Annotated in this window: 18 protein-coding genes and 1 pseudogene; 12 read left to right on the plus strand and 7 right to left on the minus strand. The window is 36.0% G+C overall.

What is annotated here, in order from left to right; all coding sequences use genetic code 11:
- Nucleotides 1–159: 159 nt before the first annotated feature.
- Together RSC39_RS07765 and RSC39_RS07770 are read right to left on the minus strand one after the other, a co-directional pair.
- Nucleotides 160–1,083 (minus strand): LacI family DNA-binding transcriptional regulator, encoded by a 924-nt coding sequence (locus RSC39_RS07765; protein WP_332536344.1) that lies wholly within the window; start codon nt 1,081–1,083, stop codon nt 160–162.
- A complete protein-coding gene (locus RSC39_RS07770; RefSeq protein WP_332536346.1) occupies nt 1,083–1,892 on the minus strand; it encodes a Cof-type HAD-IIB family hydrolase in 810 nt (269 codons plus the stop codon). The genes RSC39_RS07765 and RSC39_RS07770 overlap by 1 nt, the downstream gene beginning before the upstream one ends.
- A 261-nt stretch (nt 1,893–2,153) precedes the next feature.
- Between RSC39_RS07770 and polA the strand changes: the two genes are divergently transcribed.
- Together polA and RSC39_RS07780 are read left to right on the plus strand one after the other, a co-directional pair.
- Nucleotides 2,154–4,787, plus strand: coding sequence for a DNA polymerase I (polA, locus tag RSC39_RS07775; RefSeq protein WP_063281267.1), 2,634 nt, complete (start codon nt 2,154–2,156; stop codon nt 4,785–4,787).
- Between the two features lie 207 nt (nt 4,788–4,994).
- Nucleotides 4,995–5,747 (plus strand): tRNA1(Val) (adenine(37)-N6)-methyltransferase, encoded by a 753-nt coding sequence (locus RSC39_RS07780; RefSeq protein WP_021037961.1) that lies wholly within the window; start codon nt 4,995–4,997, stop codon nt 5,745–5,747.
- A gap of 60 nt (nt 5,748–5,807) precedes the next feature.
- On the opposite strand, the gene RSC39_RS07785 is transcribed toward RSC39_RS07780, so the two are convergent.
- The 5 genes from RSC39_RS07785 to RSC39_RS07805 all read right to left on the minus strand — a co-directional run bounded on the left by RSC39_RS07785 (nt 5,808) and on the right by RSC39_RS07805 (nt 11,105).
- Complete coding sequence (locus RSC39_RS07785) at nt 5,808–6,809, minus strand: hypothetical protein (protein ID WP_332536350.1); 1,002 nt, start codon at nt 6,807–6,809, stop codon at nt 5,808–5,810.
- Between the two features lie 143 nt (nt 6,810–6,952).
- Nucleotides 6,953–7,177 (minus strand): YkuJ family protein, encoded by a 225-nt coding sequence (locus RSC39_RS07790; RefSeq protein ID WP_003130579.1) that lies wholly within the window; start codon nt 7,175–7,177, stop codon nt 6,953–6,955.
- Nucleotides 7,178–7,284: 107 nt separating this feature from the next.
- Complete coding sequence (locus RSC39_RS07795; RefSeq protein WP_046124364.1) at nt 7,285–8,625, minus strand: glycosyltransferase family 4 protein; 1,341 nt, start codon at nt 8,623–8,625, stop codon at nt 7,285–7,287.
- A 137-nt stretch (nt 8,626–8,762) separates the two neighbouring features.
- On the minus strand, nt 8,763–9,761 hold the full coding sequence (locus RSC39_RS07800) for a glycosyltransferase (protein ID WP_332536354.1): 999 nt from the start codon (nt 9,759–9,761) through the stop codon (nt 8,763–8,765).
- 120 nt (nt 9,762–9,881) lie between these two features.
- Nucleotides 9,882–11,105, minus strand: a complete 1,224-nt coding sequence (locus tag RSC39_RS07805; RefSeq protein WP_063281264.1) for a S1C family serine protease — start codon at nt 11,103–11,105, stop codon at nt 9,882–9,884.
- Nucleotides 11,106–11,480: 375 nt separating this feature from the next.
- On the opposite strand from RSC39_RS07805, the gene rlmH reads away from it, so the two are divergent.
- The 10 genes and pseudogenes from rlmH to RSC39_RS07855 all read left to right on the plus strand — a co-directional run.
- The gene (rlmH, locus tag RSC39_RS07810; protein ID WP_063281263.1) at nt 11,481–11,960 is read left to right on the plus strand and encodes a 23S rRNA (pseudouridine(1915)-N(3))-methyltransferase RlmH; all 480 of its coding nucleotides are present in this window, start codon (nt 11,481–11,483) and stop codon (nt 11,958–11,960) included.
- Nucleotides 11,961–11,977: 17 nt separating this feature from the next.
- Nucleotides 11,978–12,676, plus strand: a complete 699-nt coding sequence (locus RSC39_RS07815) for a DNA alkylation repair protein (protein WP_332536357.1) — start codon at nt 11,978–11,980, stop codon at nt 12,674–12,676.
- Between the two features lie 94 nt (nt 12,677–12,770).
- Nucleotides 12,771–13,103: a preprotein translocase subunit YajC gene (yajC, locus tag RSC39_RS07820; RefSeq protein WP_011836055.1), complete on the plus strand. Its 333-nt coding sequence runs from the start codon at nt 12,771–12,773 to the stop codon at nt 13,101–13,103.
- 350 nt (nt 13,104–13,453) lie between these two features.
- Complete coding sequence (locus tag RSC39_RS07825) at nt 13,454–14,188, plus strand: isoprenyl transferase (protein ID WP_011836054.1); 735 nt, start codon at nt 13,454–13,456, stop codon at nt 14,186–14,188.
- On the plus strand, nt 14,188–14,991 hold the full coding sequence (locus tag RSC39_RS07830; RefSeq protein WP_011677190.1) for a phosphatidate cytidylyltransferase: 804 nt from the start codon (nt 14,188–14,190) through the stop codon (nt 14,989–14,991). The genes RSC39_RS07825 and RSC39_RS07830 overlap by 1 nt, the downstream gene beginning before the upstream one ends.
- A gap of 18 nt (nt 14,992–15,009) precedes the next feature.
- Nucleotides 15,010–16,296, plus strand: a complete 1,287-nt coding sequence (gene rseP / locus RSC39_RS07835; protein WP_332536360.1) for an RIP metalloprotease RseP — start codon at nt 15,010–15,012, stop codon at nt 16,294–16,296.
- Nucleotides 16,297–16,364: 68 nt separating this feature from the next.
- Nucleotides 16,365–18,215, plus strand: coding sequence for a proline--tRNA ligase (locus tag RSC39_RS07840; protein ID WP_063281261.1), 1,851 nt, complete (start codon nt 16,365–16,367; stop codon nt 18,213–18,215).
- Nucleotides 18,216–18,229: 14 nt separating this feature from the next.
- Nucleotides 18,230–19,561, plus strand: a complete 1,332-nt coding sequence (locus RSC39_RS07845; RefSeq protein ID WP_332536362.1) for an FAD/NAD(P)-binding oxidoreductase — start codon at nt 18,230–18,232, stop codon at nt 19,559–19,561.
- A gap of 6 nt (nt 19,562–19,567) precedes the next feature.
- Complete coding sequence (locus RSC39_RS07850) at nt 19,568–20,104, plus strand: hypothetical protein (RefSeq protein ID WP_332536364.1); 537 nt, start codon at nt 19,568–19,570, stop codon at nt 20,102–20,104.
- 172 nt (nt 20,105–20,276) lie between these two features.
- Nucleotides 20,277–20,870: pseudogene (locus tag RSC39_RS07855) on the plus strand (PolC-type DNA polymerase III N-terminal domain-containing protein); the annotation flags it as partial.
- Nucleotides 20,871–21,179 lie beyond the last annotated feature (309 nt).

Consider the following 21,179-nt stretch of genomic DNA (forward strand, 5'->3'; position numbering starts at 1 on the left):
TCGAACACAGAAGTTAAGTCCATCTACGGCGGAAGTACTTGGGGGTTGCCCCCTGGGAGATATGCGAGTGGCCAAGTGAACTAAAGGAGCTAAGGCTCCTTTTTTTTGTGTTCTTGGTTCCTTATTTCTCGATAAGTTAAAAGCCCCTAAGGGCTGTTTTTATCTTTGGAGAATGAATTCTGATTTTATGGCTAGTTGTTTTATTTCTTTTGAAATGGCTAATTCAAATGCTGATCTTCCAATTTGTAAAAAGTGATTGTCAACAGTTGGGAGATTTAATAGTTGGCCTGCAATCAGTGCTTCTTGGCCAATTATATTTGGTTTGGGGAGTTTGTTTTGTTCAAACCATCGCCAAACATTTGCAGCAATATCATCTGAATTGGCAAAAATACTATCAAATTGAGTAAGTTCTGCTCCTAAGTCGTAACCGTCTGTTGAGGAGACCGCTCCCGTTTTGATTTGGTCAGTCCTAACTGCTTGTTTATATATTTCGCTATAGGTCTGGAGGGTGACGGATGTGGTTGGGCTTTTATAACGTGAGAAAAGAAAACCGATATTTGTACAGTTTTGTTTTTTAAGCCATTTAAAAGCATCACGATATCCGATTTCTCTTTCGGCATAGCTGGCTGATATTGTCTTGGACTTAGGTTTGTGGCATAAGATAATTGGACCATATTTTTGGTATTTAAGAACAGTTTCCTCAGATATTTTTCTAGAGGTAAAGATTAAGGCTTCAAAGGCTTTTTTGCGTAATTGCTCTAAGTATTGAAGTTCTAAATTTTGATCATAATTTGAGGGAAGAATGACAATCTTATAGCCAGTTTCAAAGCTTTTATCAAGAATTCCTTCCAAAATCTGACTGAAAAATGGGTGCTTAACATAAGGTAGAACGACACCGATATTCTTGGTTGTTCCGGCAGCAAGTTCTTGTGCAATAGCATTAGGAGTGTAATCCAATTCATTTGCTAAATCTTGTATGATTGTCCGAGCTTCGGGAGATACGTAGCCATTTCCAGAAAGGGCACGTGAAACTGTAGCTTTTGAATAGCCACTGAGTTTTGATAAATCGGTTAGTGAGGTCATTAAATTACCTGTTCATTGAGGGTATTGATGGCTGATATGGCCTCTGCCACACCATGCTCTATGTTCTTTGCTACTACCATTTTAACATGTTTTTTAACTTCTGGGTTAGCGTTATCCACTGCGATGGCTAGACCTGCGGCTTTAAGGAGAGGAATGTCATTATGACCATCACCAATTGCAGCAATTTGTGTAAAATCTAATGCTTCGTCGTTAAGGATGGATTGAACCGCATTGGCCTTTGTTCTTTTATCAGATGTAATTTCTAAATACCACTGACCACTTTGTTGAATTGCGATATTTGGAATTTCCAATTGATTAAGTTGATTTTGAAGTTGATGAAGTTCATTTTGGTCAAAAACAATCATCATAATCTTATAGATTTCTGATTGTCCATCGAAAGTTTTGATTCGTGGTTCGAGGCCTGTCAATGCTTTTTGGACAAAGGTTCCTTTATCTTGTTTGTTGGTATACCAGTGAGCAAGACTATACCAGTTTAGACTTACTTTCGGAAATTCACTTGAAACATAATTTAAAATTTGGAATACTGTTTCTGAGTTCAGGGTGTTTTTATCTAAAATTTGAAGGCCGAATTGATTTTGTGTAAATGTTAAATTTCCATTGAAAGCAATTTGTGGTGTGGAAAGTTGTAATTTTTCTATCACATCACTCATTTCTAATGGGCTACGTGCTGAAACTAGGGTAATTGGTAACTCACTGTAGTATATTGACCAGTGATTGGTATCAGATAAAGCTCCATGTGAGTCAAGCAATGTTCCATCCATATCTGTAAAAATGTGTTTAATTTTCATTTTGTGAACTCCTTTTCTTTGATGATTCTATTCTAATTTATGAAACGCGTTCCATGTCAAGGATTATTATTTTTTATTTTTACTGATGGAAGTGCTTTTTTCTAAAAATGGATAGAGCTGAGCAATTCCAAAAGGAGTGTTTAAAATGTTATAATTTAGTAAAGCTCATTTTTTATTGATTTGAGAGATAAATTGATTTGAATTAAAAGTAAAATAGAATAAATAGAATAAAAAGTAGAAAAATAGAGGTAGATAATAGAGATGGAAGATAAGAATAGACTTTTGCTAATTGATGGGTCATCGGTTGCTTTTCGAGCGTTTTTCGCATTATATAATCAGTTAGATCGGTTCAAAGCACCTAATGGCTTACATACAAATGCCATTTTTGCTTTTCATACGATGTTATCTTCTTTGATGGAACGAATTCAACCGACACATGTTTTAATTGCTTTTGATGCGGGGAAAACCACTTTTCGGACGGAGATGTTTGCGGATTATAAAGGGGGACGTTCAAAAACACCTGATGAGTTTCGCGAGCAATTGCCTTTTATTAAGGAAATGATTGAGAAGTTAGGGATTCGGCACTATGAGTTGGCAAACTATGAGGCCGATGATATTATCGGAACTTTGGATAAAATGGCTGAAGCGCCTGATGTGAATTTCGATGTGACCATTGTGACCGGGGACAAGGATATGATTCAGCTGGTCGATGGAAATACACGAGTGGAAATTTCTAAAAAGGGTGTGGCTGAGTTTGAAGAATTTACGCCTGACTATCTTTTAGAAAAAATGGGACTTACGCCATCACAATTCATTGATTTGAAGGCCTTGATGGGCGATGCTTCGGATAATTATCCTGGCGTCACTAAAGTTGGTGAAAAAACGGGTCTTAAACTTTTACAGGAATTTGGTTCACTGGAAAATCTTTATGAAAATGTTGAGACGCTAAAGGCCAGCAAGATGAAGGATAATTTAATTGCTGACAAGGAAATGGCCTTTTTGTCACAGCAATTGGCGACAATCAATACGAAAGCTCCTCTTGAAATTGGTTTAGAAGATACGCTTTTAAAAGAAAAAAATGTGGCTGAACTGGGTCAATTTTATGATGAAATGGGATTTTCACAATTCAAAAGTAAGTTATTAGCTGACGGCGGTGGAGAAGTTACTGACGAAACTGTCAGTGAAGAAATTAAGTTTGAAATAGTTACTGACAAAAGTTCAGTTGCTTCAGTCAATGCTGATGATTTCTTTTATTTGGAAACTTTGGGTGAAAATTATCATCGTGAGCAGATTGTGGCATTTGCTTGGGGAAATGCTGAGAAAATTTATGTTTCAAAAAATCTGGATTTACTGACAGAAATGAAATTTCCTGAAAATACTTATGATTTCAAGAAAAATCGCGTACTTTTGAGCCATTTAAAGATTGAATTGCCTCTGGTTAAATTTGATGCTATGCTTGCAAAATATTTAATTTCTACAACGGAAGATAATAAAATTTCAACCATTGCACGACTTTTTGATGTGGGACATTTGGTCACCGATGAGGAAATTTTTGGCAAAGGTACAAAACTTGCTCTACCTGATGATGAGATTTTGTTTGACCATTTGGCTCGTAAAATCAGAGTTTTAGCTCGTGCCAAAGAAAAAATGATGGCTGAACTTATTGAAAATGAACAAGAACATCTTTTGTCTGATATGGAATTACCATTAGCAGAAGTTTTGGCAAAAATGGAGATTACAGGAATTTCTGTCAGTCAAAATACTTTGGAAGAAATTGGCGCAGAAAACGAAGAAAAATTGGCTTCGTTGACTCGTGAAATTTATGAGTTGGCTGGTGAAGAATTTAATATTAATTCACCAAAACAACTGGGAGTGATTTTATTTGAAAAATTACAATTGCCAGTAGGTAAGAAAACAAAAACGGGTTATTCAACGGCGGTGGACGTTTTAGAAGACTTGGCTGCTTTATCTCCAGTGGTGGCAAAGATTTTGGAATATCGTCAAATCAATAAAGTACAATCGACTTATGTTAAAGGCTTGATTCCGCAAATTGCTGATGATGGAAAAATCCATACGCGATATGTTCAGGACTTGACGCAGACCGGTCGTTTGAGTTCGGTTGACCCGAACTTGCAAAATATTCCTGTTCGACTGGAAGAAGGAAGAAAGATTCGTAAGGCATTTGTGCCCAGTCAAGATTCTCTTTTGTTGAGTTCCGACTATTCACAAATTGAATTGCGAGTGCTGGCTCATATTTCTGGTGATGAGCATTTGATTGACGCCTTTAAACATGGGGCTGATATCCATACGTCAACGGCTATGCGGGTCTTTGGCATTGAAAAAGCAGAAGATGTCACGGCAAATGACCGCCGAAATGCAAAAGCAGTCAATTTTGGTGTGGTTTATGGAATTTCGGATTTTGGTTTGGCAAGAAATCTGGGAATTACAAGAAAAGATGCCAAAAATTATATTGAAACTTACTTTGAACGTTATCCTGGCATTAAAACTTATATGGAAAATATTGTTCGCGAGGCTAGAGATAAAGGATTTGTTGAGACAATGAGTCATCGTCGTCGTAAGATTCCAGATATTAATGCACGTAATTTTAATGTTCGTGGTTTTGCGGAGCGGACGGCAATTAATTCGCCAATCCAAGGCTCTGCAGCGGATATTTTGAAAATTGCGATGATTAATCTGGATAAAGCGCTGACGGAACGTCAATCAAAATCAAAATTATTATTGCAAGTGCACGATGAAATTATTCTAGATGTTCCACTTGAGGAATTAGAAGAGATTCAGGCACTTGTCAAGCAAACAATGGAAGAAGCAATTGAACTTGCTGTGCCATTGAAAGTAGATGAAAATACTGGTAAAACTTGGTATGAAGCCAAATAATACTAGTCATTAATGATACTGACAAGCTTTCTGTCAGCAATTAGCAGTTGAATTTTTAATTCAGTTGACAGAGCAGCTAGCTGACAAAAAAAGGTAAATAAAAATGATAATTAGTTCGTGCTGATTATCATTTTTTGGTGTTTATCATTTTGGTATTTTAACAGGTACTGTTAGAAGATGTGTCGGGGTCTGTGATATAATGAAATTATGGAAAATATCGAATTGAAGATGGATGAGAGAATTGATGAAATCGCCAGTAGTGGGGTCAAAATTATTCAAAGCCGAGAGGTTTTTTCTTTTAGCATAGATGCGATTTTGCTGGCTCGTTTTCCGCGCTTGCCAAAACGTGGAAAAATTGTAGACATGTGCGCGGGAAATGGGGCAGTGGGTCTTTTTGCGAGCTCTAAAACCAATGCACAGATCATTGAGCTAGAGATTCAAGAACGTCTGGCTGACATGGCGCAGCGTTCGATTGAGCTTAATGAACTTACTGACAGAATGTCGGTCATTAATGATAATCTCAATCAGGCGCTTAATCATCTTCATACTTCTAGTACAGATTTGATTTTTTGTAATCCACCCTATTTTAAAGTAGACTCAGCTGACAGTCATCTAAATGAAAGTCAGCATTATACTCTAGCACGCCATGAACTGACAACAAATTTGGATGAAATTTTTGAGATTAGTAAAAAGTTACTGAAAACGAATGGTCATATTGCCATGGTCCATAGGCCCGAGCGCTTTTTAGAAATTGTTGATAAGATGCGGGCTAATAATTTGCAGCCTAAATGGATTCAGTTCGTCTATCCCAAAGCGAATCAACCAGCTAATATTTTGTTGATTGATGCCATTAAAGATGGAAAAGAAGGGGGAGAAATCTTCCTCCCACCTCTCATTGTCCATAATGATGATGGGACTTATACCGATGAAATTGATGAAATTTATTATGGAAAACATTAAAAAAAGTTACTGACAGAAAGCCTAAAGTTAAGCTTTTACTTGTCAGTAACTTTTTTAATCTTAGGCTGCACTTGCTTGGTTCATCAGTTTTTCAAATGCTGCATTTTGCATTTCTTCAAGTGTATTAGTGTCTGTAGAAGCAGGTTCTTTAATGGCTTCTTTTAGTTTGCTGAGTGTTGAATTCAGTGAAATGTCGAGGTCGGCACTGGTTTTTTCTTTTTTGTCAGAAAGGCTACCAGAGAGATTTCCGGTCATTTTGTGTGCCTTTTTATCAATCGTAAGTTTAACTGAAAGTTTGCTGATGTCAAGATTCTTACTTTCCTTAATCAATTGTTCCATTTGTTTTTTAGGGATGGAGTAAGTAGTACTGAGCTGATCAATCAAATCTTTGACTTCAATATCTTTACCAGAGAATTTTACACTGACTTTATCACCAACTTTAGTGAAATTAGAATTTGGAATATCTTTAAATTCTTTTTCTAAATCAGCTTGTGTCACTTTTTGTGTCGTTTTAAACATTTGTTTAAAAGTTGATTCCCATTTTTCATCAGAACTTTGACCAAGAGAATCAATTGTTTTCGAATCAATCAATAAATAAGATTTATTCAGACTATCAATCATTGCTCCGTAAACAGTTGCTATGGCGTCAGCAGAACTTGGAATTAAAGCTTTATTATTATCATAAAGTGATTTGATATCTGTGCTAGCGAGATAAAGTCCTTTTTGTGACATCATCATGCCTAAATTATAATCTTTTTTATCTAATGTAAATTTCCCAGAAAGTGCTGCAAGCTGATGGGTTCGATCAAGTCCAATGTTTAAATCAAGCCCAGCACCCTTACTGAATAATTTATTAAGCTCTGAACGGTCTTCGCCATGAAGTTTAAATTCATTAACATCGATTTTAATATTTTGTGCATTATCGGTTTTTGAATTATTCAAAGCAACTGTATCTGAGATAAAGGCTTTTTTTGCCGCATCAGAGTTTTTAGTCGAGCAAGCAGAGAGAGTGACGACTGCAAGAGCAGTGATTCCCAAAGACATCCAAATTTTCTTTTTCATAAATGACTCCTAATGTATTTTATTGATATTTTACTATAAAAAAAGTAAAATATCAATAATAAATCAGAAACAATGAAACAAAAGAACAAAAAAATCACTGACAAACGATCAAGAGCGAATCTAAGTTGTTTGTCAGTAATTTTTTAATAAATCATATCATAAATTTCAATGGCAACAAGGTCGATGTCATCGAACAAAGAAGCGTCTTTTTGTTTAGGATAACGTAAAGCAAATGCTTCATCTTCTGGGCTGTAGCTCACTGTGAGCATTACTTCGCCTTCACGTTCAAAATTATAAGTTTCTTTTGGATCGCCACCTTCAACTAAACGATTTAAGCGATTCATAATTGCTAACAAATGTGATTTCATTTCTTAAAAATTCCTTTCGGCGTTTTGCAAAGCAAAACTTTGTTTTTTATAAAATTGTTTTTACTTACAATTGATTTTCAAAGGAACAGCTTTCAGGATTAACCCCATTAGTCCTGTTCTTTGTCCTTATCTATTTTAACATAACTTTGTAGATTTTTGGCAAGTTTACTGGCTTTTCTAGCAAAATATTTTGCCCGAATTTGTTCTCTTTTAAGTGAACGTTTAACAGTAACTGGCATTTGGCGAATGGTATCTTCCATTTTCATTGGGAAACGCTCCGCCTCAATAGATTTAAGGTTATTATATTCGATAATTGTATCAATATAGAAGAGATAAACTTTTTTAGCAAAATTTTCTGCTGAAATTTCATAGAGTTTCTTTTCAAATTTATCTTTATCAATTGGGTGTAAGTCACGAATCGCACTTTTAGTAACTTCAGCTAAATCGTCATCACCGATAAAAAGTCTTCCAAATTCATCATCATTGATTAATTCAGATAAATAAGGATTTTTTGCTGCTAAAACTCTTGTTCCTGCTGCCATTGCTTCAAGATAAGTGAGCCCTTGTGTTTCTGAGGTAGAGGCAGAGATGAAAAAGTCTGCGGCTTTATAATAATAAGCAGTTTGCTCATTTTCAACGGAACCTGTAAAGATAACTTTATCAGATAATTCGAGTGAATCTACTAAATCTTTTAGCGTTTCAGCGTAGGGACCATGTCCAACAATCACAAGTTTCACGGGAAACTCTTCTAAAATATCAGGTAGCGCGTGAATAACCGCTTGGATATTTTTTTCGGCAGCAATTCGTGAAAGGCTGAGTAACATGATTTCATTTTCTTGTAAACCAAGCTCAGCGCGGAGTTTTGCGGATTCTTCAGGTTTAATATCGTCACGTTTGAATCGGTCGATTTCAATTCCTGTTGGAATGACCCGTTTAGGAAGGGTTACGCCATAGCTATTGACTGTTTCCAGAACCATTTCACTTGGGCAAATAATCGCTTCAGTTCCTCGTAAGAAATTACGAATCACATATTTGACCATACTTGGACGAATCAAACGTCCTTTAGCGATGTAATAAACGTAGTCTTCATACTTAGTGTGTAAAGTATGAATGACAGGAATACGTAATTGAGCAGCAACCATTTTACCCAAGATTCCCATTCCAAACTCAGTTTGGGTATGAATGATATCTAAGTCATATTCTTTCGCAATCAAGTAGGCAGCAAAAACGCCTTTGAGTACAATTTTTCGTTCAGCCAAGCTCACAAACGGAATAGATTGCAAGCGAATGATATTTCGTTCGTGGTCCACATCAGCATTTGGGTCTGTTGTTGTAAAAATGAAAACCTCATGCCCTAGTTTTTCAAGCTCTATGGCTAAAGTGCGAATACTTGTTGCTACACCACTGATTTGTGGAAAGTAGCTATCTGTAAAAAGTCCAACTCTCATAAATAAATTCCCGTTTATATTTCTGTAAAGTCTATCATTAATTTAATGATAGACATTTTTGTCAGTTAAGATTACTGACCAGTCTAGTCTGTCAGTAAATTCATTTATCCCATTATATCAATAAATCATTCAAAAAATCAAAGTTCCAAAGTCTGTTGATAGGCATCAGCCAATTGTTGCGCTACTTTTTCAATTGTCCGACTTTCAGCCACTTGATAAGCGGCTTCTGTTTTATCTACCTTCCCATCTAAAACATCTTGGAGCTGGCTAACAAATCCATCAATATCGCAAGCCATACTTACAGCATTTGAATCAAGCCAGCCATGATAGACCGGAATATCTCGAACGACGGTTTTTTGATGACTAGCCAAAGCCTCAAGAACAACGATTCCTTCTGTTTCTTCACGTGAAGGGAAAAAGAATGCGTCAGCAGAAGTCATAGCACCTTCAAAAATATCGCCTTTGATATAGCCAGGGAAAAGAACATTTTTAGGATGATTTTTCTTCACAATGCGACGAATCCATCCAGGAATGGTCCATAAATTTTGGTAACCAAACCAGATGAATGTCACGTCAGGCATTCTTTCAGCGACTTTGATAAAGTCATCAATTCCCTTACGTTTAAAATAAAGAGCGGCGGTTACGACAACTTTTTGGTCAGTTTTCAAAGAAAAATGGTCACGAAAAGCTTGTTCTTTAGCTTCACTTCGGGAATATTTAGCCAAATCAATTCCATTTGAAATGGGGAGGATTGGGCATTTAATTCCATAAGAACGAAGCAAACTAGCAGAATAATCAGTTGGTGTAATCACTAAATCAGCTGCCCGATAAAAGTGCATTAAATATTGTTTAAAGAAAGGAGCGGCAATATTTGAGCCGATAAAGGAATTTTGAAAATCTTCTTTTGTCGAATGACCATGAAAGATTACTTTTTTTCCTGCTTTTTTGGCTTTCTTTAACATTTTCCAACTGCTAAAACCATAAGTATTTAAATGGAGGATATCATAATCATCCTCAGGATTTTTTGTCCAGTCAATGCCCATTAAATCAAGGGCGCGTTGTTGATGTTTCATTGCACGACCAATTCCTGAATGACTCAAAAATTGTTCGGCTTCTAAGTAAAGTAAAATTTTCATGCTTACCTTTATTTTACCATAAATCAATAAAAGAAAAATGGAAAATTATTATTTTACAAAATTTCAGACTTTAGTATGAAAAAAGCCTTCTTTCAAGAAGACTTTTTTATCAATGATATATTAATTAGAAGAAGATGAACTATTTGTTTCTAAATCGCTTGTTGATTTAGAGAGTTTAACATTTGCTGTGGCTGATTTACCATCACGGTAGTAGGTGACTTTCACAGTATCATTAATATTGTGTGAGTAAAGAGCACTTTGCAAGTCTGTTGATGAAGTAACAGCAGTATCTCCCACTTTCGTTATCACATCGCCAGCTTTCAGACCAGCTGTGGCAGCAGGAAGACCCGCTTGAACAGAGTAGACAACCACTCCACCAGTTACGCTGCTAGGTAATTTCAGTTGAGAACTATCATTTGTTGATAATTGAGATAGGTCAACCATACGGATACCTAAGGCAGGACGTGAAATCTTACCATCAGTCTCAAGTTTATTAATGATGTTTACCACATCATTAGATGGGATAGCAAAACCTAAACCTTCCACAGAGGTAGAACCATCTTCGGTCGTTGTGATTTTACTTTGAGTAATACCAATCACTTGACCTTCAATATTAATCAAGGCTCCACCTGAGTTACCAGGGTTAATGGCAGCATCCGTTTGAATCGCATTGATACTTGTTGTTTGACCATTTTCTTGAGTCAAAGTGACTTGACGACTTGTTGCAGACAGAATGCCTTCCGTTGCAGTATTAGCAAACTGGCTACCTAAAGGTGAGCCGACCGCAATAGCTGGTTCACCAATAGTTAATTTGCTTGAATCAGCGAAAGTTGCCACGTCTTTAACATGATCAGAGCTGATTTTAAGAACGGCAAGGTCAGTGTATTCATCATAACCAACAACTGTGGCTTTAACTTTTTGCCCACCAGAAAGTAAAACGTCGAGTGAGCTATTTCCGGCAATAACGTGATAGTTAGTGACCACGTAAGCCTCTCCACCAGATTTTTTATAAATAACACCAGAACCCTCACTGGAAAGTTGCAAGCCGTCATTAGCTGAACTTGAGCCGCTATTTCCACCAAAAATTGAACTAAAATCACTTTGTGAATTCTGTTTTTGATAATTCATAACAGAAACGACAGAATTTGAAACTTTTTTAATTGCAGAGGTAACATCGGTATTGACATTTAACGAAACATTACTAACCTTTGTGCTCGTCGTATTTGAGCGGTTAGCATTTCCTAGTTGATTTGTAGTGCTTTGATAGATTGCACTTCCTCCGAGTGCGATGGCTCCACCCACAACACCAGTTAATAGCAATTTTCCTATATTAGCTTTTGCCATAAATAATTCCTTTCAATTATTACTCTTTGTAGCATTTCTATGTTGTAATTATAACTACTCTCACTTAATAATACCTTAATAGTAACAAAAATCAAACTAATATAGTTTATCCACATTTTTGTGGATAATTTAAAAATTAATGAGGATAAGTGGATATTTAAGAGGAGTTTTCCACACAAAAGTGGAAAAAAGTGAAAAAATGTTGATAAATCATGCTTTCATCTTGTTTTCAATGGGGGAAAAGGGTAAAATTATAAAATAAATTTAAGAATTTATAAATGTTTTTATTGCCTAAGGTGTAAAAGTGAGTAAAAAATTGGGGAAAAAGTTTTTAATTTTTAAGTAATAAAAGCTTTGATTGGGAGAAAAATAAAGATGAAAATTAAATTAGTAGTTGTTGGAAAATTAAAAGAGAAGTATCTAAAAGATGGAATTGCCGAATATGTTAAACGAATGGGAACGATGCTTCCACTTGAAATTATCGAGCTAGCTGATGAAAAAATTCCGGATAATGCTTCTGAGAAAGAAGCAGAAGCTTTGAAGAAGCGAGAAGGGGATAAAATTTTATCTCGCATTCAAACAGGAGATAAGTTAGCAATTTTAGCAATTCAAGGGAAGTTGATGTCATCAGAGGAATTGGCTGATTTTGTAAAAAAAGCCGAGGTTTACGGAACAAGAAATCTTGTGTTTGTAATTGGAGGGTCTTTGGGACTTTCCGATGAGGTTTATAAAAGAAGTGATTTGCAAATTTCATTTGGTCGGATGACTCTCCCTCATCAGCTGATGCGTTTGGTTTTAGTTGAACAGATTTATCGGGCACAAATGATAAATCGAGGGTCGGCTTATCATAAGTAAAAATGAAAGAATGAGATATGATTAATATAATAGAAGAATTCCGCAAAAATAAAAATTTAGAAAATGCGGAAAAACAAGCGGCTTATTTACGCCATCAGTTTGAATTTATTGGTTTGAAAACACCCGAAAGACGTCTTTTAGGTAAGGAATTTATAAAGGAAAAAAAACAAAATAAAGAAATTGAATGGGATTTTATTTTTGAACTTTGGAACTTGCCTGAACGTGAATTTCAATATTTGGCGATCGATTATCTTCATCAAATGAAAAAATGGCTTACTTTTGCAGATTTAGCGAAGATAAAAAAATTAACGATTAGTAAATCTTGGTGGGACACAGTGGATTCGCTTGATGAATTAGTTGGCTTTATCTTAATGGCAAGTCGGGCAAAGTTGGTTGAAGATGAGGGGCTAGCTTATGAAAGAGTGAGTCAGCTAGTAAAAGAATGGGCCCAAGATGAAAATTTTTGGGTTCGTAGAATCGCGATAGATTGTCAATTAAGTTTAAAAGAAAAAACAGATTTAGAGCTACTTTCTTATAATATTGAACAAAATCTTGCTCATTCTCCATTTGCTGACGAATTTTTCATTAATAAGGCTATTGGTTGGGCTTTGCGAGATTTAGCAAAAACTAATCCAAGATGGGTGCAAGAATTTATTGGGCGGCATGAAAAAGAAATGGCAAAACTTTCAATTCGGGAAGCCACTAAACATCTCTAAAGCTTGATTTGACAGAGTTTTTAAACTATGATAAAATAAGAAGAATGTTCGGAAATGGACTTAAATTTGAATAAAACTTACAAAGGAGACAGAAATGTCAGGCTTATCTCTTATTTTTATCGTTGTTGTTATGGGTGGGATGATGTTCTTTATGAACCGTCAACAAAAGAAACAACAATCAAAACGTCAAGAACAATTGGATGCGATGCAACCAGGTTCAGAAATCGTAACAATTGGCGGTTTACACGGAATTCTTTCAAGTATTGATTCAGCAAAAGGAACAATTGAACTTGATTGTGAAGGAGTTATTTTAACTTTTGACCGTGCAGCTGTAAAAACAGTTAAAAGTGGTGTAACACCAGAAGCAACTGTTGTTGAAGAAACAGTAGAAGAAACAAAAGTGGAAAGCCCAATTGAAGAAAAATAATTTATTTTTTCTTGATGAGGCAATAGACTCAATTTATTTTCCTGTCAGTTACTGACAGGATTTTTTTATAAAATTATTTACTGACAGAACAATCGGTAATTTGAATTTATCAAAAAGAATAAAACTTGGATACTGACGAATAAAATTTGAGATACAAATCTATATCAAAATATGGTAAAATGGAAAAGTAATACTGTCTTTTTGAGAAAGTATCGAATAAAGTTTTGAAAATGGATGAGAGAATTTTATTTTTCAGAAAGCTCTTATCTTAATAGAACTTTAATAACCAAAGAGTATATTGGTGAGTTTATGAAATACAATTTTTGCATAAAATTCCCATGTGAGGTACTATGTTTAATAACTTAAAAAATAAAGAACAAGAAGAATTGCTTCCAGAGCATATCGGGATTATCATGGATGGTAATGGACGATGGGCCAAAAAGAAGGGGAAACCACGAATTTTTGGTCATAAAGCAGGAATGGATTCGCTAAAAGATGTTGCCGTTCATGGTGCAAGACGTGGAATTAAAGTGATGACTGTTTATGCTTTTTCTACCGAAAATTGGACAAGACCAGTAGATGAAGTAAAATTCATTATGAGCTTACCGATTGACTTTTACAGCAAATATGTTCCAGTTTTAAAAGAAGAAAATATTCAAATCCGTATGATTGGTGAACGAGCAGGAATGCCAAAAGCAACCTTAGACTCTATTGACCGTGCGGCTCGAGAAACTTCTGAAAATACTGGAATGATTTTGAATTTTGCGATGAATTATGGTGGACGTCGTGATATCATCTTAGCCATTCAAGAACTTGCTAAGAGTGGACAGGACTTAAGTACACTGACCGAAGAAGATTTATCAAAACATCTGCAAACAGCTGTTTTGCCTGAAAATCTTCGGGATCCCGATTTGATTATCAGAACGTCAGGTGAACAACGGATGTCTAATTTCTTGACTTGGCAGTCAGCTTATAGTGAATTATATTTTGCGCAAACCGCTTGGCCCGACTTTGATGAAGCGGAATTGGACAAAGCGATTGCTGCGTTCCAAAAGCGTGACCGCAGATATGGAGGAGTCAAATAATGATGCAACGAATTATCACAGGAGTGGTTGCAGGAGGGATTTTTCTAGCCCTTTTGCTCTTGGGAGGTGCTTACTTCCAAATTTTAGTCGCATTGCTTGTTATTATTGCCATGCAAGAGCTATTTCGAATGTACAAGCTTCAATTATTATCATTTGAAGGAATTTTAGCAACTTTAGCCGCCCTTTCACTTGCTTTACCAGTTGGCAAACACTGGCTAGGGCTTAATGTTGACGGTGGAGTGATGCTCTTTACCCTTTTCTTGTTTGCAATGCTGACAGGAATGGTGCTTTCAAACGGAAAATATTCTTTTGTTGATGCTGGTTTTCCATTCCTTTCGGCTTTCTACGTAGGGATTGGTTTTCAAAATTTACTGACAGCACGCCAAACAAGTGTTTATATTGTCTTTTTAGCCCTCTTTATTGTTTGGGCGACAGATATTGGAGCATACGCTTTTGGTCGGTCACTCAAAGACCGTTTCCCACAAAAACTTTTACCTTCTGTTTCACCAAATAAAACGGTGATTGGATCGCTTGGTGGGATTGTTTCAGCTGTTGTCGTTGCTCTAATTATGTATTTTCTATTTACCAAAGAGTTACCACATATTGGTTATATAAAACTTATTGCATTCACCATTATCTTTTCTGTTGTTGGACAGATTGGTGACCTCGTGGAGTCAAGTATTAAACGTCATTTTGGCGTGAAAGATTCTGGTAAAATTTTACCAGGTCATGGTGGAATTCTTGACCGTTTTGATAATCTTATTTTTGTTTTTCCGATTATGCATCTACTTGGACTGTTCTAATCTAAAGGAGGAAGTCGATTGATAGAAACTCTGATTACTTTTATTATTATTTTTGGTATTATTGTCGCTATTCATGAATATGGTCACCTTTGGTGGGCAAAACGTTCTGGAATTCTAGTGCGTGAATATGCCGTAGGAATGGGCCCGAAGATTTTTGCTCATCAAGCAAAAGATGGAACGCTCTACACGATTCGGATTTTACCACTTGGGGGCTATGTTCGTTTGGCTGGCTGGGGTGATGATAAAACTGAAATAAAAAAAGGACAAGCTGCAAGTCTGGTTGTCAGTAAATCTGAAGCAGTAAATTCAGGAGATGAAAATTCTGTCAGTAATATTGTCAGAAGAATTAATCTGTCAGAACATGTGGAATTAGAAGAAGCTGTTCCAATGTTAATCACTGAATATGATTTTGAAAAAGAACTTTTCATTGAAGGAGAAGTGTTTGGAGAAATCAAACGTTATTCAGTTGACCATGATGCCACAATTATTGAAGAAGATGGCACTGAAGTCCGGATTGCTCCTCTTGATGTTCAATATCAATCAGCAGGGGTCTTTCATAAGATGTTGACGAATTTCGGTGGTCCTTTGAATAACTTTATTCTAGGGCTTGTCGCTTTTATCGTTTTAACTTTTATTCAAGGAGGCGTTCCATCAAATTCTAATGCTATTGGGCAAGTAGAAAAAGGAACACCAGCCTACACTGCAGGCTTGAAATCTGGAGATAAAATTCAAGCTGTCAATGGAACTAAAACAGCAGATTGGGATAAATTGGTCACAGAAATTTCAAGTTCTAATGGAAAAGAATTAAAACTTGAAATTAGCCGTTCAGGCAAATCAGAAACTTTGACAGTTACCCCTAAAAAAATGGATGGCAGTTATCGTGTTGGAATCATGCAATCTATGAAAACAGGCTTCTTTGATAAAATTACAGGTGGTTTTGTTCAAGCAGGACAAGCGACCACAGCAATTTTCAGAGCTTTAGGAAGTCTGATTGCACGACCGAGTCTTGATAAACTGGGTGGGCCAGTTGCCATCTATCAACTCAGCAGACAAGCGGCAAGAGCAGGTTTACCAACAATTATTCAATTGTTAGCTATGCTCTCAATTAACTTAGGAATTGTCAATCTTTTCCCTATTCCAGTGCTTGACGGTGGAAAAATCGTCTTAAATATTATTGAAGCAATTCGTGGTAAAGCACTTTCGCCTGAGAAAGAATCAATTATCACATTAGTCGGAGTTGTCTTCATGCTTGTGCTCTTTGTGGCCGTAACATGGAATGACATTCTACGGGCTTTTGTCAACTAATATTATCTATTCGTCTTCTATTCAGAAAAAAGAAGTTGAACCATACTCATAAAGGAAATTTTAAAATTATGAAACAATCAAAAATGCTTATACCAACCCTTCGAGAAATGCCTTCTGATGCCCAGGTTATTAGCCATGCTTTACTGATGCGTGCAGGATATGTTCGCCAAGTTTCAGCAGGGATTTATGCCTACTTGCCATTAGCAAACCGTGTACTTGAAAAGTTGAAAAATATCATGCGTGAAGAGTTTGATGAGATTGGTGCTGTAGAACTTCTTGCTCCAAGTCTTTTGACAGCAGACCTTTGGCGTGAATCTGGTCGTTACGAAACATACGGAGAAGATTTATATAAATTAAAAAACCGTGATAGTTCTGATTTCATTTTAGGACCAACTCATGAGGAAACAATGACTTCTCTTGTCCGTGACGAAATCACTTCTTATAAAAAATTACCACTCAATGTTTACCAAATTGCGACAAAATTCCGTGATGAAAAACGTCCGCGTTATGGTTTATTGCGTGGTCGTGAGTTCTTGATGAAAGATGGTTATAGTTACCATGCTGACCAAGATTCATTAGATGAAACTTATCTTGATTATAAAAAAGCTTACGAAAAAATCTTTGAGCGTGCTGGTTTGAACTTTAAACCGATTATTGCCGATGCTGGTGCAATGGGTGGTAAAGATAGTCAAGAGTTTATTGCGATTACTGATGACCGCATTAATCTCGAAAAATGGCTTGTTTTAAGTAAAAATATTACTTCAATTGATGAAATTCCAGAATCTGTCCTTTCAGAAATCCAAGAAGAACTTGGTAAATGGTTGGTTGCTGGTGAAGATACCATTGTTTATGCTGAAGGTGGCGATTACGCTGCAAACATTGAAATGGCAACAAGCCAGTTTGAACCCAATGTCGCTTATACAGAAGAACTTGAACTTGAAAAAGTAGCAACACCAGGGGCTAAAACAATTGATGAAGTATCAGACTTCCTTGAAATTGATGAAGAACAAACGGTTAAAACTTTGGTTTATCATGCTGATGATGAGTTAATTGTTATTTTGTTAAACGGGAACGACCAACTTAATGAAGTGAAATTAACTAACCATCTTGGAGCGTCATTTATTGAAGCTGCAAGTGAAGCAGAAGTTGAAGAAAAATTTGGAGCTCATTTTGGTTCACTTGGACCTATTGGTCTTGAAAATGTTCGAATTATTGCTGACCGTAAAGTTGAGTTAATTAAAAATGCAGTGGTTGGTGCGAATGTTGATGGCTATCATTACAAGAATGCTAATTTCGGTCGTGATTTTGAAGTTGAAGAATTTGTTGATTTACGTACAGTTAATGAAGGTGAAATTTCACCAGATGGTCGTGGAACTTTGAAATTTGCACGTGGGATTGAAATTGGCCACATCTTTAAATTGGGCACTCGCTATACAGAAGCCATGAACGCTAATATTCTTGATGCCAATGGTCGTTCAATTCCAATGCTTATGGGCTGCTACGGAATCGGTGTCAGTCGTTTGCTTTCAGCTATTTTGGAACAATTTGCCCGTATCTATGTTGAAAAAACACCAAGAGAAGAATTCAAATTTAGCTGGTCAATCAATTTCCCTAAAGAATTGGCACCATTTGATATTCATCTTGTACCTGTCAATGTTAAAGATGAAGCAGCAATGGAATTAACTTCTGAACTTGAAGAAAAACTCCGTGGGAAAGGTTACCAAGTTTTAGTTGATGACCGTAATGAACGTGCAGGAGTGAAATTTGCTGATAGTGATTTGATTGGACTTCCAGTTCGTGTAACAATCGGTAAAAAAGCAGCTGAGGGCGTTGTTGAAGTTAAAATTCGTGCGACAGGTGAAGTTGTTGAAATCAACAAAGATGAACTTGTTAATACCATTGAAATTTTAAGTAAATAAAAAAGAGATTTACGATGAAAATTGTTATTGTTGGAAGCTCCCATGCCGGAATTTGTGCTGGTTTACGGGCGCTTGAAGAATATCCAGAAGCCGAGATTACGCTTTATGATAAGCGTAATCAGGTTTCTTTTGTTTCTCAAGGAATTATTTCTTACCTCGCGGGTCAAAAATCTGTGCTTTTTCAATCTAGCTATTCTTCGGTAGAAGAATTAAAAGAAGCGGGATTGAACATGCAGATGGAAACTGTGATAGAAGAAATTGATACAAATCATAAAAAAGTATTTTACCGTAGAAATAACTCAAAGAAAACAAAAGTTACCGATTATGATAAGTTAATTTTAGCGACGGGCTCATATCCGGCAATGACCTCGGTTCCTTTTGATAAAAAAAGTAATCTTTACTTTTTGAAGAGTATGGAAGATGCAATAAAGGCTGAAGAATTTTTGGCAACGGCTAAAAATATTGCAGTCATTGGCGGTGGAATGACTGGTGTTGAAGTTGCTCGAATCACACAAGATAGAGGAATTCAAACGACACTCATTCACCGCAATAAAAATCTTTTGAATGATTATCTTGATGAACCTGCCAGTCATTTGTTGGAAAGCTGGATGAATGCTGAAGGGACTCGTCTCCTATTAAATACTGAAGTAACAGAAATTAGCGTTGATGGAGAAAATACGGTGGTTCATACAACAAATAATCAAGAAATTGTTGTTGATGGGGTCATCTTTACAATCGGTTTTCGTCCTAATTCTTATCTTTTGAATCAACAAGTTGAGTTAGGCGATAGAGGGGCAGTCGTAGTTGATGAATATATGCAAACAAGCTGTCCTGATGTTTTTGCAGTGGGTGACGTCTCAACGACTTATGTCAATTTATTAGAAGAGAATCGTTATCTTCCACATGCGTCAGACGCTGTTCGAGATGGAGAAATTGCGGCCATAAATTTGCTAGAAGCTCGGCAAAAAATTACGAGCACTCAAGGAACTTATCATGTTCCGATGAAAAATTTGGTAATGGCCATGACTGGAATTACAATGAAACAAGCGGTTGATTTTGGTTATGATGCAGATGCTGTGCACTTATTAAATGAACATCTTGAAGGACATTTGCCAAGTAATATTTGGATGATTTATGAAAGACGAACACATCAGATTCTTGGTTTACAATGCATCGGAAAAACGAGTGATATGGCAGAATATGTTAATATTTTCTCACTTGCGATTCAGCAACAATTGAGAATTGAAGAGATTGAGTTTACAGATTTTTATTTTGAACATGGATACAAAGATCCACGAGGCTTCAATCGGATACTCGCTCGATTAGTTAGAGAAAATGAAAGGTAGTTTGTAATGGAAAAGACCGATAAAGATTTAATTTATTGCCAAAAAGTACTTCAGTTACTTGAAGATTTGGCAAAAGTAGAGCAAAATATCGAGCTTTTTTCGGAGCATTCTAGTAAGCAGAGAATTCGGCTTCATCAGGGGCAAATACTCGTTTTGAAATTAGTATTTTTCATTATTATTATAGTAGTGGGAGTCTTTTTAGAACTGTCATTGCTTCTTTTAATGTTTATCTCTCTCATATATTTTATAGTCTTCTGCCTTTTATTCAGATATGATTCAATAAAATTTAAAGAAAAAATAATTGTAAATCAAGAAGAACTAAAATATAAAAAGTCATTCAATTCTAAATTTGAAAAGCTTCTAGGAGAAAAAGAAAAAATTCAAAAAGAATTAAATCACTTTGAACGAATTCCAGCAGAATTTAAAACAATTGAAACGGTCAGCCATATGATTCGTTATATGAAACGTGGTGAGGCACAGACTTTGGAAGAAGCACTCTATTTTTGGAAAATGGATGAAAATAATCATTTAACGAACAAATAATTTTACTGACAGAACTGTCGATCATTAGTAAGTAAAAATGAATGAACTGACAGCTTTGTCAGTTATTTTATTCTTGAAAAAATCATGAAAATCATCATTTTTTTATGCTATAATGAGAACTGAAATTCTATTTATTTGAAGATAGAAAAAATAAGATAAAGGGTCGAAAAACATGGAAAATCTTTTTGAGAAATTGATGGATCAGATCAAAATGCCACCAAACTTGCGTCGTTCTAGACAGTTTGAGCATGCTGATATTGAAAATGTTGAAGTGCATACGGCAAGTAAGCTCTGGCACTTTCAGTTAATTTTTGACGAGATTTTACCAATTGACACATATAAATTACTGACAGAATTGACAGAGACAGCTTTTTCTACAATCGCTCGTACAGAAATTTCTGTCAGCAGCCGTGAAATAGTCATTGACGAGCAAAAACTTAATGATTATTATCAATATGCGCTGACACTTCCTGAACTTTGTGATTCTGCATTTTCAAGTATTTTTAAGAAATATCATCTTGAATTGCAGGAAGAAAAAATTCAGTTGATGGTTGAAGATAATCCACGAATGGACTTTTTTGTTGAAAAATACTTTCCAATTTTAGAAGAAAAATTCGCAGATTTTGGTTTCGGAAAATTAAAAATTATTCCAGTGGTTGATCAACAATTAACCGACTTACAGGTGGCTGCTCATGCCGAAAAAGTAGCCGCTCGCTTGGCCGCTCAAACGGCAGAGCAAGCTCAAGTTTCGGAGCTTAAAAAACAACGCTCAGAGGAACGTGAAAGTAAAAATACTAGAGAAGCCAAACCAGAATTTGTAGAGACGGCACTTTCTGATGGGATTTTCTTTGGTCGAAAAATCAGTGGACAAAGTCCAATTACCAGTATGTCTTTCATCGCCGGGGAAGGCTTTGGGGTTATCTTTGAAGGTCTTGTTTTTGAAGCCGCACACCGCGAATTTACAGGAAAAGAATCAGGTAAAGTCAATCATATTTTAGAATTGAAAATGGCTGATGAAACATCAACCTTTATGATTTCCAAATGGGGTCGTAAGGACGAAGAAATTGCACAATTT

The organism is Lactococcus sp. (assembly GCF_036648155.1).
Lineage (GTDB): Bacteria > Bacillota > Bacilli > Lactobacillales > Streptococcaceae > Lactococcus > Lactococcus cremoris.

Coding starts and splice junctions, on each gene's coding strand:
- RSC39_RS07765 (WP_332536344.1), bottom strand. CDS start 1,083: ATGACCTCACTAACCGATTTATCAAAACTCAGTGGCTATTCAAAAGCT.
- RSC39_RS07770 (WP_332536346.1), bottom strand. CDS start 1,892: ATGAAAATTAAACACATTTTTACAGATATGGATGGAACATTGCTTGAC.
- polA (WP_063281267.1), top strand. CDS start 2,154: ATGGAAGATAAGAATAGACTTTTGCTAATTGATGGGTCATCGGTTGCT.
- RSC39_RS07780 (WP_021037961.1), top strand. CDS start 4,995: ATGGAAAATATCGAATTGAAGATGGATGAGAGAATTGATGAAATCGCC.
- RSC39_RS07785 (WP_332536350.1), bottom strand. CDS start 6,809: ATGAAAAAGAAAATTTGGATGTCTTTGGGAATCACTGCTCTTGCAGTC.
- RSC39_RS07790 (WP_003130579.1), bottom strand. CDS start 7,177: ATGAAATCACATTTGTTAGCAATTATGAATCGCTTAAATCGTTTAGTT.
- RSC39_RS07795 (WP_046124364.1), bottom strand. CDS start 8,625: ATGAGAGTTGGACTTTTTACAGATAGCTACTTTCCACAAATCAGTGGT.
- RSC39_RS07800 (WP_332536354.1), bottom strand. CDS start 9,761: ATGAAAATTTTACTTTACTTAGAAGCCGAACAATTTTTGAGTCATTCA.
- RSC39_RS07805 (WP_063281264.1), bottom strand. CDS start 11,105: ATGGCAAAAGCTAATATAGGAAAATTGCTATTAACTGGTGTTGTGGGT.
- rlmH (WP_063281263.1), top strand. CDS start 11,481: ATGAAAATTAAATTAGTAGTTGTTGGAAAATTAAAAGAGAAGTATCTA.
- RSC39_RS07815 (WP_332536357.1), top strand. CDS start 11,978: ATGATTAATATAATAGAAGAATTCCGCAAAAATAAAAATTTAGAAAAT.
- yajC (WP_011836055.1), top strand. CDS start 12,771: ATGTCAGGCTTATCTCTTATTTTTATCGTTGTTGTTATGGGTGGGATG.
- RSC39_RS07825 (WP_011836054.1), top strand. CDS start 13,454: ATGTTTAATAACTTAAAAAATAAAGAACAAGAAGAATTGCTTCCAGAG.
- RSC39_RS07830 (WP_011677190.1), top strand. CDS start 14,188: ATGATGCAACGAATTATCACAGGAGTGGTTGCAGGAGGGATTTTTCTA.
- RSC39_RS07840 (WP_063281261.1), top strand. CDS start 16,365: ATGAAACAATCAAAAATGCTTATACCAACCCTTCGAGAAATGCCTTCT.
- RSC39_RS07845 (WP_332536362.1), top strand. CDS start 18,230: ATGAAAATTGTTATTGTTGGAAGCTCCCATGCCGGAATTTGTGCTGGT.
- RSC39_RS07850 (WP_332536364.1), top strand. CDS start 19,568: ATGGAAAAGACCGATAAAGATTTAATTTATTGCCAAAAAGTACTTCAG.